The organism is Ramlibacter sp. (assembly GCF_035655895.1).
In the GTDB taxonomy this organism is placed as follows: Bacteria; Pseudomonadota; Gammaproteobacteria; order Burkholderiales; family Burkholderiaceae_C; genus Ramlibacter.
This window is the reverse complement of sequence record NZ_DASRTN010000013.1, coordinates 65,603-81,301: the sequence shown is the minus strand read 5'-3', so window position 1 is coordinate 81,301 and position 15,699 is coordinate 65,603. Positions and strand designations below refer to the sequence as shown.

Sequence of the window (15,699 nt, the reverse complement as noted above, 5' to 3'; positions counted from 1 at the left end):
GCTCGTCGAGCCCGCCGTCGGCACGTCATTGACGGCCGTGACGTTCACCGTGACGGTGTGGGTAGTGCTGCCGCCCTTGCCGTCGCTGACCGTGTACGTGAAGCTGTCAGCGCCGTTGTAGTTGCCGGCGGGCGTGTAGGTGTAGGTGCCGTTCGCGGCCACCGTGACCGTGCCGTGGCTCGCGCTGGTGGCGAGCGCGTAGGCGACAGGATCGCCGTCGACGTCTGTCGCGCCAGGCAAGCTGCCCGTCGCGACCTCGTCCTCGACCACGGAGATCGAGGTGTCCGCCGCGGTCGGTGCATCGTTCACCGGCGTGACGTTGACCGTGACAACGTACGTGTTGCTGCCGCCTTTGCCGTCACTGACGGTGTAGCTGAAGCCGTCGGCGCCGTTGTAGTTGCCCGTCGGCGTGTAGGTGTAGGTCCCATCGCTGGCGACCGTCACGGCGCCGTGCGCAGCAGGCGTGGTCACCGCATACGCAACGGCATCACCGTCCACATCCGTCGCCGCCGGCAGCGAGCCGCTGGCCGAACCGTCTTCGGCGACCGTGATGCTGGTCGCGGCGGCAACCGGCGCGTCGTTGACGGCCGTGACGTTCACGGTGACGGTGTAGGTGTTCGTGCCGCCCTTGCCGTCGCTGACCGTGTAGCTGAAGCTGTCGGCGCCGTTGTAGTCGGCGGCGGGCGTGTAGGTGTACGTGCCATCGGCCGCGACGGTCGCAGTGCCGTGCGCGGCGGCCGCCGCGATGGCATAAGTCACGGCGTCGCCGTCGATGTCCGTCGCGACCGGCAGCGAGCCGGTGGCCGAGCCGTCCTCGGCGACGGTGATGTTCGTGGCAGAGCCGACCGGCGCGTCGTTCACCGCGGTCACGTTCACCGAGACGGTGTAGGTGTTCGTTCCACCCTTGCCGTCGCTCACCGTGTAGCTGAAGCTGTCCGGGCCGCTGTAGTTCGCCGCCGGCGTGTACGTGTACGCACCGTTGGAGGCCAGCGTCACCACGCCGTGCACTGCGGGCGTCGCCACGACGTACGCAACCGGGTCCCCGTCGATGTCCGTCGCGACCGGCAGTGATCCAGTGGCCGCGCCGTCCTCATCGACCGTGATGTTCGTGGCAGAGCCGACCGGCGCGTCGTTCACCGCGGTCACGTTCACCGAGACGGTGTAGGTGTTCGCACCACCTTTGCCGTCGTTGACCGTGTAGCTGAAGCTGTCCGGTCCGTTGTAGTCGGACGCCGGCGTGTAGATGTACGTGCCGTCGTTCGTCACGGTGACGGTGCCGTGGGCGGCGGCAGCAGCCAACGCATAGGTGACGCTGTCGCCATCCATGTCCGTCGCGGCCGGCAGCGAACCGGTGGCCAAGCCATCCTCAGCGACGGTGATGCTGGCGGCCGCTGCCGTCGGTGCATCGTTCACCGCGGTCACGTTCACCGACACGGTGTAGGTGTTGCTGCCACCCTGCCCGTCGCTGACCGTGTAGCTGAAGCTGTCCGGGCCGTTGTAGTCGGTTGCCGGCGTGTAGGTGTACGTGCCATCGGCCGCGACGATCACGGTGCCGTGGCTGGCGTTCGCCAGCAGGGCGTAGGTGACCCCATCGCCGTCCACGTCCGTCGCCCCCGGCAAGGTGCCGGCGGCGACCTGGTCTTCCGTCGCCGCGATCGAGGTGTTCGCTGCCGTCGGCGCATCGTTCACTGCGGTCACGTTCACCGAGACGGTGTAGGTGTTGCTGCCGCCCTTGCCGTCACTGACGGTGTAGCTGAAGCTGTCGGCGCCGTTGTAGTCGGCGGCGGGCGTGTAGGTGTACGCGCCAGTGGCCGCGACGGTCACGGTTCCGTGCGCGGGGCCCGAGGCCAGCGCGTAGGTGACCGCGTCGCCATCGGCATCGCTCGCGGCCGGCAGCGATCCGGTGGCCGAGCCGTCCTCCGCGACGGTGATGCTGGTGGCGGCAGCCGTCGGTGCGTCGTTCACCGCAGTCACATTCACCGAGACGGTGTACGTGTTGCTGCCGCCTTTGCCGTCACTGACCGTGTAGCTGAAGCTGTCGGCCCCGTTGTAGTCGGCGGCGGGCGTGTAGGTGTACGCGCCAGTGGCCGCGACGGTCACGGTTCCGTGCGCGGGGCCCGAGGCCAGCGCGTAGGTGACCGCGTCGCCATCGGCATCGCTCGCCGTCGGCAGCGAGCCGCTGGCCGAGCCATCCTCGGCGACGGTGATGCTGGTCGCCGCAGCGGCCGGTGCGTCGTTGACCGCCGCCACGTTCACCGAGACGGTGTAGGTGTTGCTGCCGCCCTTGCCGTCGCTGACGGTGTAGCTGAAGCTGTCGGCCCCGTTGTAGTCGGCGGCGGGCGTGTAGGTGTACGTGCCATTGGCAGCGACGGTCACCGTGCCGTGGCTTGCATTCGTCGCGACGGCGTAGGTCACGCTATCGCCGTCCACGTCCATTGTCCCCGGCAAGGTGCCGGTGGCGACCTGGTCTTCCGTTGCGCCGATGGTCGTGTTCGCTGCCGTCGGCGCGTCGTTCACCGCCGCCACGTTCACCGAGACGGTGTAGGTGTTGCTGCCGCCCTTGCCGTCACTGACGGTGTAGCTGAAGCTGTCGGCCCCGTTGTAGTTGGCCGCCGGCGTGTAGGTGTACGTGCCATTGGCCGCGACGGTCACCGTGCCGTGGCTTGCATTCGTCGCGACGGCGTAGGTCACGCCATCGCCGTCCACGTCCGTCGCCCCCGGCAAGGTGCCGGCGGCGACCTGGTCTTCCGTCGCCGCGATCGAGGTGTTCGCTGCCGTCGGCGCATCGTTCACCGCCACCACGTTCACCGAGACCGTGTACGTGTTTGAGCCGCCCTTGCCGTCGCTGACCGCGTAGGTGAAGCTGTCAGCGCCATTGAAGTCGGCCGCCGGCGTGTAGGTGTAGGCGCCCGTCGCGTCCACGGTGACCGTGCCGTGCGAGGTGCCAGCGACGAGGGTGTAGGTGATGGCGTCGCCGTCGACGTCCGCGGCAACAGGCAGGTTGCCCGTGGCAACCTGGTCTTCCGTCGCGGTGATCGTCGTGTTCGCTGCCGTCGGCGCATCGTTCACCGGCGCCACGTTCACAGCGACGGTGTACGTGTTGCTGCCGCCCTTGCCGTCTGAGACGGTGTAGCTGAAGCTGTCCGCGCCGTTGTAGTCGGCCGCAGGCGTGTAGGTGTACGTGCCGTTCGACGCCACCGTCACGGTGCCGTGTGCGGCGGGCGTGGTCACCGCATACGCGACGGCATCACCGTCCACATCCGTCGCCGCCGGCAGCGAGCCGCTGGCCGAACCGTCTTCGGCGACCGTGATGCTGGTCGCGGCGGCAACCGGCGCGTCGTTGACGCCCGTGACGTTCACGGTGACGGTGTAGGTGTTCGTGCCGCCCTTGCCGTCGCTGACCGTGTAGCTGAAGCTGTCGGGACCGTTGTAGTCGGCGGCGGGCGTGTAGGTATAGGTTCCGTCCGCAGCCACCGTCACCGTGCCGTGGGCCGCAGGCGTCGCCACGGAGTACGTGACCGCGTCCCCGTCCACGTCCGTCGCGACCGGCAGCGCGCCACTGGTCGAGCCGTCTTCGGTGACGTTGATGCTGGCCCCACCGGCGACAGGCGAGTCGTTGACCGCGGCGACGTTGACCGTGACGGTGTACGTGTTGCTGCCGCCTTTGCCGTCGGTGACGGTGTAGCTGAAGCTGTCGGCGCCGTTGTAGTCGCCGGCTGGCGTGTAGGTGTAGGCACCGTTCGGCGCCACTGTCACTGTGCCGTGGTTCGCCGTCGTCGCAATCGCATAGGTCACGCCATCGCCGTCGATGTCCGCTGCGCCAGGCAAGTTGCCCGTGGCCACCTGGTCTTCGGTTGCGGTGATCGAGATGTTGGCGGCGACCGGCGCATCATTCACCGCCGTGACGTTGACCGTGACGGTGTAGGTGTTGCTGCCACCTTTGCCGTCGGTCACGGTATAGCTGAAGCTGTCGGGGCCGTTGTAGTCGGCGGCCGGGGTGTAGGTGTACGTGCCGTTGCCGGCGACCGTCACCGTGCCGTGGCTCGCGCCAGTTCCGATCGAATACGTGACGGCATCGCCGTCGACGTCCGTCGCCGCCGGCAGCGAACCGGTGGCCGAACCGTCTTCGGCCACGGTGATGCTCGTCGGGCCCGCCGTCGGCGCGTCGTTGACGGCCGTGACGTTCACGGTGACGGTGTAGGTGTTCGTGCCGCCCTTGCCGTCGGTGACGGTGTAAGTGAAGCTGTCGGCGCCGCTGTAGTCGGCCGCGGGCGTGTAGGTGTAGGTGCCATTCGCGGCCACCGTCACCGTGCCGTGGCTCGCGCCAGTTCCGACCGAGTACGTGACGGCATCGCCGTCCACGTCCGTCGACAGGGGCAGCGAGCCGCTGGTCGAGCCGTCTTCGGCCACGGTGATCGAGGTGTTCGCGGCGGTCGGGGCATCGTTCACCGCCGCCACGTTCACCGTGACCGTGTACGTGTTCGAGCCGCCCTTGCCGTCGTTGACGGTGTACGTGAAGTTGTCCGGGCCGTTGTAGTTGGCGGCCGGCGTGTACGTGTAGCCACCGTTCGGTGCCACGGTCACGGCGCCGTGGCTCGCGTTCGTCGCGACCGCATAGGTGACCGCGTCGCCATCCACGTCCGTCGCGACCGGCAGCGAGCCGCTGGTCGAGCCGTCTTCGGCCACGGCGATCGAGGTGTTCGCGGCAGTCGGCGCATCGTTCACCGCCGTCACGTTCACCGTGACCGTGTACGTGTTCGAGCCGCCCTTGCCGTCGCTCACGGTGTACGTGAAGCTGTCCGGTCCGTTGTAGTTGGCGGCCGGCGTGTACGTGTAGCCACCGTTCGGTGCCACGGTCACGGCGCCGTGGCTCGCGTTCGTCGCGACCGCATAGGTGACGCTATCGCCGTCGATGTCCGTCGCGCCGGGCAGGTTGCCCATCGCGACCTGGTCCTCAGTCGCTGAAATCGAGGTGTTCGCCGCCGTCGGGGCGTCATTGACCGCCGTCACGTTGACCGTGACGGTGTACGTGTTGCTGCCGCCTTGGCCGTCGCTGACGACGTAGCTGAAGCTGTCGGCGCCGTTGTAGTTGGCGGCCGGGGTGTAGGTGTAGGTGCCGTTGGCGGCAACCGTCACCGTGCCGTGGCCCGCCGGCGTCGCCACAGAGTACGTGACCGCGTCGCCATCCACGTCCGTCGCCGCCGGCAATGCGCCGGTGGCGGAACCGTCTTCGGCCACGGTGATGCTCGTCGGCCCCGCTGTCGGCGCGTCGTTGACCGCCGTCACGTTCACCGTGACGGTGTACGCGTTGCTGCCGCCGTGGCCGTCGCTCACGGTGTAGCTGAAGCTGTCCGTGCCGTTGAAATCGCCGGCCGGCGTGTAGGTGTACGTGCCGTTGGCGGCCACGGTGGCCGTTCCGTGTGCCGCGCCCGTGGCGAGGGCGTACGCGACGGCGTCGCCGTCGAGGTCGGCGGCGGTGGGCAGCGTGCCGCTGCGCACGGTGTCCTCAGCGGTCGTGATGCTCGTGGCCGCCGCCGTCGGGGCGTCGTTGACCAGCGTCACGCCGATCGTCGTGGTGCGCACCGTGCTGCCGGCAGCGCCGTCGTGCACGGCCACCGAGACCGCGCGCGCGACAGTGGCTGGCGTGTCGCTGGTGTTCTGGTAGCGCACGCCCCGCAGGATGGCCTGGTAGGTCGCCTGCGTGGCGGTGCCGGTGATGGTCAGGACTCCGGTCGAGGCCGTGTAGCCGACCGTCAGGCCTGCGGCGGTGGCCGCGCTGCTGGCCGTTGCGTCGAGCGACAGTGATTCGACCGTGTCGCCGTCCGGCCGGGCGGCCAGCGTCACTGTCATCGAGGCAAGCGTGCCGCTGTCCACGTCGGACAGGGTGGCGCCCGGCGCGATCAGCACCGGCGTCTGCTCGACGAACGTGGCGGTGTGGTCGCTGCCCGCCGCCGCCCCGTTGAGGTCGACCACCGGCGCATCGTTGACGGCCGTGACGCTCGTGGCGAGGGCAACGGTCGCAGACGACCAGCCGCCCGTGCCGCCGATGCCCGCGGTGGCGAGGTTGACCGACGTGCCGGCCGCGAAGCCCGTGCCGTCCGACAGGCGGACGGTCAGGCCGCCCGGCACGCCGTTGAAGTCGGCTGCAGGGCGGAAGCGCAGCAGCGTCGCGCCGTCATTCGCGAGCACCAGTGCCGCGGTGTCGGACAAACCGCCGGTGGGCACCGCCGCCCAGCTCGTGCCCCCATTCGACGAATACTCCCAGGAGCCCTGTGCGGGCGTGGCCGTGTTTGCGACGATCGCGACACCGGCCAGCGCCGTGGCACTCGAGCCTCCGCTCACCGCGTCGACGGCGTCGCTGTAGTTGCCGCCGAACAGTGCGCCGAGCGTGGCGCCCGCCGGGGCGGGCGTGTCCTCGCCGACCGGCGAGAGCGCCGCGCCGCCGGAAGCCACCGGCGCGTCGTTGACTGCCGTGACCGTGATGGCCGCGGTGTCGGTCGCGGTCGAGAAGGCGGTGGACCCGCCGCTGTTCACGCCGCTGGTGTCCGCCGTGCCGCCGTTGACGCCGCTGGTGCGGTCCCACGCGCGGAAGGTGATGGCCGCGCCGACCGTGCCGTTGGCATTGGCGGCGGGTGCGAAGTAGACGCGGGTGGCCGCATCCGCGGCCAGCAGCCGCGCGCCTGCGGCGCTGACGGTCCCCATGGCCGACCAGGTCGCGCCATTGTCGGTCGAGTAGTACCAGGTGCCGCCGGCCGAAGTGGCCGTGATCGCAATGCCCGCGAGCGGCGACGCGTCGGCATCGTTGAGGTTGTCGAGTTGTCCGGCCGGCGTGGCGAAGTCCACCAGGCTGGACACCAGCGTGCCCGCCGGCGAGCCGTTCACCGGTGCCCCGGCATCCTCCGCGACGCCGGCGAGCACCGGGCTCCTGGTGGGATCCAAGACCGGCGCGTCGTTGACGGCCGTGACGTTGACTGTCGCGGTGCGCGTGGCCTGCTGGGCCGCGCCGCCGACGTTGCCGCCGTCGTCGAGCGTGTACGTCACGGTCCGGGCGGCGGGGGACGGCGCCTCCGAGGTGTTGGCGTAGCCGATCGCGCGGGCGAGCGCCTGCGTCGCGGCAGCAGTGGCTGCCCCGTTCAGCGTGATGCGCAGTGCGGCGCCGTTGGTGCCGTTCAAAGTGCTGTCGATCGTCCCGATCGCCACGCCGCCATAGCTGACGGTGCTCCCCGACACGCCGATCTGCCCGGCCCCCGTGCCCTGGTGGAGAACCGACAGCTGGTCGGCGGATGTGCCGTTGGCGGTGAAGGCGGCCTGCAGGAAGCCGCCGCCGAAGGCAGCGGCATCCGCGTCCGCCACCACCACGTTGGCATCGATCGCGGCGGCCGCACCGTTCTCGGTGTAGGGCAGGACGGCGGGCGCTCCGGTCAGCGTGGGCGCGTCGTTGGCGGCAACCACCGTGATCGTGCCGGCCAGGGAGGCGGTCCTGGCGCCTCCACTGCCGCTGTTGCCGCCATCGTCGAGCACCACGGAGACGGCGCGCGAGGTGGCGGCACCACCCGCCGTCGGATCGTCGGAGCTGCTGGCGTAGCGCAACTGCGCAAGGAGCGCCTGGACGGCGGCGGCCGAGGCCGAGCCGTTGAGCGTCACCACGAGGCTGGTGCCTGCGCCACCGCTGAAGGTGCCGATTGTGACCCCGCCGTAGGAAACGGTGGCGCCCGAGACGCCGATCTGGTTCGCCGCCGTGCCCTGGTGGGCGATCGAGAGCGTGTCGCCCGCCTGGTACGTCGCCAGGGACACCGTGACGGCGCCGCCGCCGAAGTTCGCCGCGTCCACATCGGACACGGCCGCACCGGAGACGATCGCCAGCGGGACACCGTTCTCGGTGAAGGTGCCGCCGGCCGTGCCGGTGACCACCGGCGCGTCGTTCACGGCAGTCACCGTGATCGCAACCGTGTCGGTGTCGAGCAGCGCGCCGCCGGTGCCGGTGGCGCCGAGGTCGCTGGTCGTGACCGTGAGGGTGGCGGCGCCGTTGAAGTTGGCGGCCGGCGCGTAGCTCAGGCCGTCGAGCGCCGCGTTGACCGCGGCCTTGGTGCCGCTGAACGTCATGGTCGGCGACCCGTTCGCTCCGGCGCTGAAGCTCAGCCCCGCCACGCCGGACAACGCCAGCGTGCCGCTGGTGACGCTCAGCTGCACCTGGACGGTGGCCGCATCGGCGTCGGCCACGCTGATCGCGTTGGCGCCGCTGAACACCAGCGCGGTGTCCTCCGCCGTGGTGCGCGGACCGGGCACGGTGTTCACGGGCGCATCGTTGACCGCGGTCACGTTGACCGTCGCGGTGCGGCTGGCCTGCAGCGCGCCGGGGCCGCCGTTGGCGCCGTCGTCGAGCGTGTAGGTCACGGTCCTGGCCGTGGTCGCGGGCGTGTCGGAGTTGTTGCCGAACGCGATGGCGCGGGCCAGGGCCTGCGTGGCGGCGGCCGTGGCCGAGCCGTTGAGCGCGATCCGGAGCGCCGCGCCGTTGGCGCCGTTGAGCGTGGTGTCGATGGTGCCGATGACCACGCCGCCGTAGCTGACGGTGGAACCTGCGACACCGATCTGGCCGGCACCGGTGCCCTGGTTGAGCACACTCAGCTGGTCGGCGGCCGTGCCGTTCGCACTGAAGCCAACCTGCAGGAAGCCGCCCGCGAAGCCGCCGTCGACGTCGCCCACCACCACGGTGGTGTCGATCGCTGCCGGGGCACCGTTCTCGCTGTAGGCGAGCGTGGCCGCCGCGCCGGTCAGGGTCGGCACATCGTTCGCGGCAGTCACCGTGATGGCCACCGTGTCGGTGTCGGTCAGCGCGCCGCCCGTGCCAGTCGCGCCCAGGTCGCTCGTCACGACCGTCAGCGTGGCCGCGCCGTTGAAGTTGGCGGTGGGGTTGTAGGCCAGGCCAGCCAGCGCGGCATTCACGCTGGCCTTGCTGCCGGTGAAGGTGATGCCCGCGGTGCCGTTGGCGCCCGCGTTGATGGTCAGGCCGGCCGTGCTGCCGAGGGTCAGCGTGCCGTTGGTGACCGTCAGCTGCACCTGGACATTCGCTGCATCCAGGTCCGCCACGCTGATCGCGTTGCCGTTGGCAGCGCTGAACACCAGCGGGGCATCTTCGGGCGTGGTCTGCGCGGCGGGCACGGTGTTCACCGGCGCGTCGTTCACGGCCGCGATGGTGATCGTGCCGGTGCGCGTGGCCGTCTGCGGTCCGCCGGTGCCGGTGTTGCCGCCGTCGCTGACGGTGAGCGTGAGGGCGCGCGTCGTGGCCGTGCCGCCGGCGGTGGGATCGTCGGACGTGCTGGCGTACGTCAGTTGCGCCAGCAGCGCCGCGATGGCCGGCGGCGTGGTGTTGCCGTTCAACGTGATGACCAGGTCGGACGCCGTGCCGCCGGTGTACGTGCCGATGGCGACGCCGCCATAGGTCACCGTCCCGCCGGCCGCCCCGATCTGTCCGGCGCCGGTGCCCTGGTTGGCGATGGCGAGCGTGTCGCCTGCCACGTAGACACCCAGCGCCGCGGTCAGCGAACTGCCGGCGGCGGTGATCGCGTCCGGGTCGTTCACCGCGCCGCCGGCAAGGATGGCGACCGCCGCGCCGTTCTCGGTGTAGCTGGCGCCCGCCGTGCCCGTGAACACCGGCGCGTCGTTGACGGCAGTGATGTTGATGGTGCGGCTCGCCGCGCCCACTAGGGCCGTGCCCGAGCCGCTGTTGCCCTGGTCGTTGACGCTCAGCTGGAACGTGGTCGAGGCCGCCGGTGCGTCCAGGCCGTTCAGGTAGCTCAGCGACGAGCCGGCCGCGCCGGCCAGCAGGTTGTTGATCTGGGTCACCGTGCCGGTCAGGGTGACCGTGCCGGTGCCCGAGCCGGTCACCGCGACGCCGGTGGTGCCGGCATTGACGGTGAGCCCGCCCTGCCCCACCGTCAGGGTCGCCACCACGTTGCCGGAGCGGGCGTCCGGATCCGAGATGACGATGCCGGTGCCCGACAGCGTCAGGACCGTCTGCTCGACGGCGGTGAACGCGCCCGGCGTGATCGTGACCGTCGGCGCGTCGTTGACGTTGGTGAGGTTGACGAGCGCCAGCCGGGTGACATCGAGCGCTCCACCCGAACCCGTGTTGCCGCCATCGTCCAGCGTGAAGCTGATGGTCTTGGTGGCGGCGGCGAAGTCGTTCGAGGTGCTGGAGAAGCCGATGGCCCGCGACAGTGCCTGCAGCGACGCCGTGCTGGAATTGGTGTTGAACTTGATCCGCAGCGCCTGGCCGTTCTGGCCGTTCTGCACCGCATCGACCGTGCCGATCGTCAGGCCGCCGTAGACGACGTTGGAGCCGCTGACGGTGATGCCGCCGGCCGCCAGGACCGACAGCTGGTCGGCGGCGTCGCCGTTGCCGGCGACGGCGACCAGCAGGTAGCCGCCGTTGAAGTTGGCAGGGTTGTCCGGATCCGTGACGGTGATGCCGGCATCGATCGCCTGGGCCGTCTGGTTCTCGGTGTACGAGAGCGTGGCCGTCGGGCCGCCCAGGACGAGCCGGTCGTTGACGGCCGTGACCGCCACGGTGCTCGCCACGCCGGTGCTGGTGAGCGTGCCGTCGGTGGCGGTGAAGCGCACCGTCCGGACCGCGGTGTTCGGCGCTTCGCTGGTGTTGGCGTAGGTCACGGCACGCAGCGCGGCCTGCCATTGCGCCAGCGTGGCCGAGCCGGTGCTCGCGGTGAGCGTCAGCACGCCGGTGGCGGCGTTGTAGCTGCCCGTGATCGAGCCCATCGTCGTGCCGTTGTTCGCGAATGCGAGCACGTCCTGTCCGGCGACGAAGTTGCCGGTGATGGACACGGTCGCACTCGGCAGCGTCGGGCCGTCGTCGGTGAGCGTGAGGCCGCCGTTGACCACGACCGGCGCCGCGTTTTCCACGAACGTCACTGCCGAGGGGCCCGACAGGATGGGCGCGGCATTGGCCGCGTTGACGTTGATGGTGATCGTGTTGGCCGTGGCGTCGAGGTCGGTGCCGCCGTTGGCCGTGCCGCCGCTGTCCTGCACCTGGAAGGTGAAGCTGCGGGTGGTCGTGTTCGCGGGCGGGGTGAACCGCAGCCGCCCGGCATCGATGTCCGCGACCGAGATGACCTGGCCGGCCGTGACGGCAACGCCGTTCAGCGCCAGCGAGCCGGCGGCGGGCAGGGTCGTGATGCGCACCGCGAGCAGCGTGTCGCCCACGTCCACCGTGTCGGTGAAGCCGAAGTCGCCCGCCGAGAAGGTGTAGGCCGTGCTCTGGACGGCGGTGATGGTCTTGTCGGTGCCCGAGGGCGCATCGTTGCGCCCCTGGATGCCGACCGTGATCGTGCGCGTGGTGCCGTCGGCCGAGACGACGGTGAGCGTGTCCGAGCCGCCCGAGAAGGCGGTCAGCCCCTGGACCGCCGCGCTCGCGTTGTTCAGGGTGTACGTCCAGGTCGTACCCGACAGCGTGAAGGTGCCGTAGGTGCCGCTCTGGGACTGGATGGCCAGCGTGGTCGCGCTGTCCGGATCGGTGACCGTCAGCGTGCCGGTGGCACTGGTGGTGACATCCTCGATGGTCGAGCCGGTGGCCGTGCCGCCGATGACCGCCGCGTCATTCACCGCCGCGACCTGCACCGTGCTGGTCACCGTGTTGCTCGCGAGCGTGCCGGGGTCGCGGACCTGGAAGCTGATCGTCCGGCTGGCCGTGGACGGGTTGTCGCTGGTGTTGGCGTACTTCACCGCGCGCAAGGCCGCCTGCCATTGCGCCAGGGTTGCCGTGTTGCCGGCAGACGTGAGGGTCAGGACGCCGGTCGCCGCGGTGTACGTGGCGGCGATGTTGCCCATCGTCGCGCCGTCGTTGGCGAACGACAGCACGTCCTGCCCGTTGACGAAGCCGCCGGTGATCGAGACCGTGGCCTGGGTCAGCGTCGAGCTGTCGGCATCGGACACCGTGATCGCCGGATTGACGCTGGCGGCCGGGTCGTTCTCGGTGTAGGCCAGCGTGTTCGAGCCGGCCAGCACGGGATTCGCCGCCGCTGCCAGCACGTTGATCGTGATGGTGTTCGCCGTGGCATCGGTGTTCGCGCCGCCGTTGGCGGTGCCGCCCGCGTCCTGGACGCGGAACCCCACGGTCGTGTAGCCGGTACCCGAGCTGCCGGCCGGCGCGGTGTAGCGCAGGCGGGCGTTGTCGATGTCGGCCGCCGAGATGGTCTGGTTCGCGGTGACCGCGACCCAGGCCGTCCCGTTGTACCACTGCAGCGTGCCGCGGCCGGCCGCCGGCAGCGTGGTGATCTGCACGTTGGCGAGCGCATGGCCTTCGGCGTCGGTGAAGGGGAAGTCGCTGCGCACCAGCGTGTAGGCGGTTCCCGCGCTGGCCGTGACGGTCTTGTCGACGCCGCTGGGCGCGTCGTTGACGGCCACGACGGTGATCTGGGCCAGGGCCGTGTTGCTGTCGGCGCCGTTGACGTCGCGCACGGTGACGGCGATGTCGCGCACGCCGGCCAGCGGGTTGTCGGAGGTGCTGTTGAAGAACACCTGCCGCAGCGCGGCCGCGTAGCTGGCCGCCGAGGCATTGCCGCTGAGCGTGACCACGTTGCCGGCGATCGTGCCGGTGATGCCCGCCGGCAGGGTGCCGACGATCGACAGGGAGTCGCCCGGCGCGGCTGCGTTGATGGTGATCGTGGCCTGGGCGATCTGGTCGCCGGTGGGGTCCACGATGGACGAGGCTGCGCCTGCGATCGCGACGGCCGCACCGTTTTCGGTGTAGGTGCCGGCCTGGTTGACCGCGACGCCACTGACCTGGAAGTTGTCGACGCGGAAGTCGTAGTTGTTCCCGCTGAGGGAGCTGAAGCGAACGACAGTGTTCGACGACGCGTAGTTGGCGATGTCGTAGCTCTTGAGCGCGCTGGCCGTGTTGCCCGTGAACGTTTCAAGCGTCGTCCACGTCGTGCCGCCGTCGGCGGAGATCTCCAGCGCCACGCTGCCGGTGCCGCCGCCGTCCGTGTAGTTGAAGCTCAGCGTCTTCACGAACCGGGTGGGCTGACCGTTGCTCAGGCCCAGCATGTCGAACGAGCGCTGGATCGAGCCGCGCGTCGCGTCGTTCTCGGCGATCTGCAGGTAGCCGCCGCTGTTGACCAGCACGTCACCGGTCGTGGCGTTGTTGTTGTCGGTCTCGACCCAGTTGCCGGCGAAGTTGAAGCTGCCGACGTTGAGGTTGTAGGCCTGCGTCGTGAAGTCGTCGCGCGCATTGGCCGTCGCGCCGTTGAGCGCCAGCTGCGGGCCGGGGTTCGTCACGTTCACCGTCACCGTGCCGGTCGCGTAGGTGGGCGCCAGCACCCCCACCGCGTTGCCCAGGTCGGTGCGCACGCCGCCGGTGTCCGGGCCCGCGTAGTTGACCTGCAGGTCCTCCTGGCCGCCGACCTCGAAAAAGTCGACCTGGATGGTGTAGGTGCCGGGACCCAGCGTGATGGTGCCGCTCTGCTCGGTGAACGAGTGCGCGCCGTCGTTGTTCACGACCAGCGCGCCGTTCACGTACAGCATGGAGCCGTCGTCCGAGCCGGTGTAGAAGGTGTACGTGCCGGCCTGCGTGACGGTCACCGAACTGGTGAACCGCACGGTGAAGTTGTTGAGGGTCGTGTTCCCGTTGTCGGCCGCCGCCTTGTCGACGTCGTAGGAGCTGAGGAACCCCGACCCGGTGGCCGGCCCGGTCGGGAACCCGGTGGCCAGGCTGCTGCCGGTCGGCACCGTGTTCCAGTACTGGTAGGTGGTGCCCGGCACCTGGGCCATGCTCACCAGCTGGTACTGGAAGGTGTCGGTGTAGGCGCCGGCGGCGCCAGGGGTGTAGGTGAAGCTGCCGTCGGCGTTCATCACCACCGAGCCCTTGGCCGGCTGCGTGACCAGCGTGGTGCTCACGCTGAGCTGGCCGTCGGGGTCGGTGTCGTTCGCCATGACGTTGCCCGTCAGGGGCACCCAGTTCTGGGTGGCGTAGGCGTCCGGTGCGGCGACCATGGCGTCGTCCACCGAGACCACGCGCACGAAGGCCGTCGAGGCGAGGCTCTGCTCCCCGTTCGCGTCGGTGGCGCGGACCGAGATGGTCCGCATCGTCGTGCTGGGCGTGTCGCTGGTGCTGGAGAACGTCACCGCGCGGATGGCGGCGGCATAGTCGGCGCCGGTGGCCAGGCCGGCCAGCGTGACGGTGTTGCCGTTGACGCTGGCCGTGATGCCGGCCGGCAGCGTGCCCACGGACAGCACGTCGCCGTCGAACGGGTTGTTCAGGACGATGTTGGCGCCGGCGATCTGGCTGCCGTCCGGATCGACCACCGTGGCCGTTGCCGCGGCGATCTGCACCGGCGCCCCGTTCTCGGTGTACGTCGTGTCGTGGTTGTTGCCTGTGGCCGTGACGCTGACGTTGTCGAAGTAGAACTGGTCGTCCGCCTCCAGGAAGCCGCTGCTGGTGGTGAAGCGGATGACCGTGGCGTCGTCCACATAGGCCGACAGGTCGAACGTCTGGGTCATGTTGCCCGCGACGTTGGTCAGCAGGCCGACGGTGGTGAACGTGGCGCCGTTGTTGTTGGACACCTGCACCGAGATGCGATCGTCGGCCTCCACCCCCGCCATGCGGTAGGTGAAGGTCAGCGAGGCCGACGTGTAGGGCAGCAGGTTGAGCGTGCGCTGGATGTAGTCGCGTGGCGAGTCGGCGTGGCCGACCATCCGGATCTCGTAGCCGCCGACGCTGTCGGCCACCAGCCGGATGTTGGCGGTGGTCGGGCTGTTGTCGCTGTTGCCGCCGCCGGAGGGCGCGGCGTCGAACTCGATCCAGCCGGTCGCCCAGTTCGATCCGCCGGCATAGCTGGACGTGGGGAACGCGTCACTGGCCGTGAAGGTGCCGGGGGCGTTGAGGTCGACCACCGGCGGCGCCAGCAGGCCGGCGTAGCGCGCCAGGTCGGCCTGGTAGGCGAACAGCGGGGTCAGCACCTGGCCGCTGCGGACCTCGAGGTCCCAGTCGCCGCCCAGTGCGGCGGCGCCGGTGCGGTCGTCCGACGCCGCGACGTCGGCACCGGTCATCTGGGCGACACGCTCCACGAACGCCGCGCCGGCGGTGCCTTTGCCGATGTCGCAGCCGTACAGCAGGATGTCGCCGTCGGCGCTGAGGGCGCGTCCGATGCGGGCGAGGTCGTCCGCGTGGTTCTGTGCCAGGGCGCCGGCGGTGTAGGCCTGTCCGCCCAGCACCAGGATGCCGTCGCTGCCGTGGCCCACCACGTGGATGGCGCCGACGTCGGAGCGTCCTTCCAGGTAGTCCGCCATCTGGTCGATGGCATCGCGCGACTTGTCCAGCAACACCACGGTGGCAGATGGGGAACGGACGTCGGCCACCAGGGCCTGGTAGTTCGCGACCGAGGTGTCGACGAAGACGATTTCGGCGCGCTCGGCCGGGGTCGGCGCAGGAGCCGGCGAGGTGTCGACCGGCGCCGGGCCGGCGTCGCTCGCCAGCGGCTCGGCGGGAGCGGGAGCGGCCGGGGCGGCGGCGGGCGCCGTGTCGACCGGCTTGCTGGCCTCGGCGGTGGCCATGGCGGCGGCATCGGCGACGCGCGCTGCGTCGGCGACGTGCGGGGCCGCGAGGTCGGCCGCCAGAGCGCCATCGAACAGGACGCGCGGTTCCAGCGCCAGCAGTCGACTCCGACGGCGTTTCGGGACCTTCGCCAT

At 70.3% G+C, this 15,699-nt stretch carries 1 protein-coding gene (running past one end of the window); it reads right to left on the bottom strand.

The window, feature by feature from the left end:
- Nucleotides 1–15,699: the 5' portion of a tandem-95 repeat protein gene (locus tag VFE82_RS14795; protein ID WP_325001082.1), read on the bottom strand. 11,157 nt of this gene lie to the left of the window's left edge; only the first 15,699 of its 26,856 coding nucleotides appear in the window; its start codon is at nucleotides 15,697–15,699; its stop codon lies beyond the left edge, outside the window.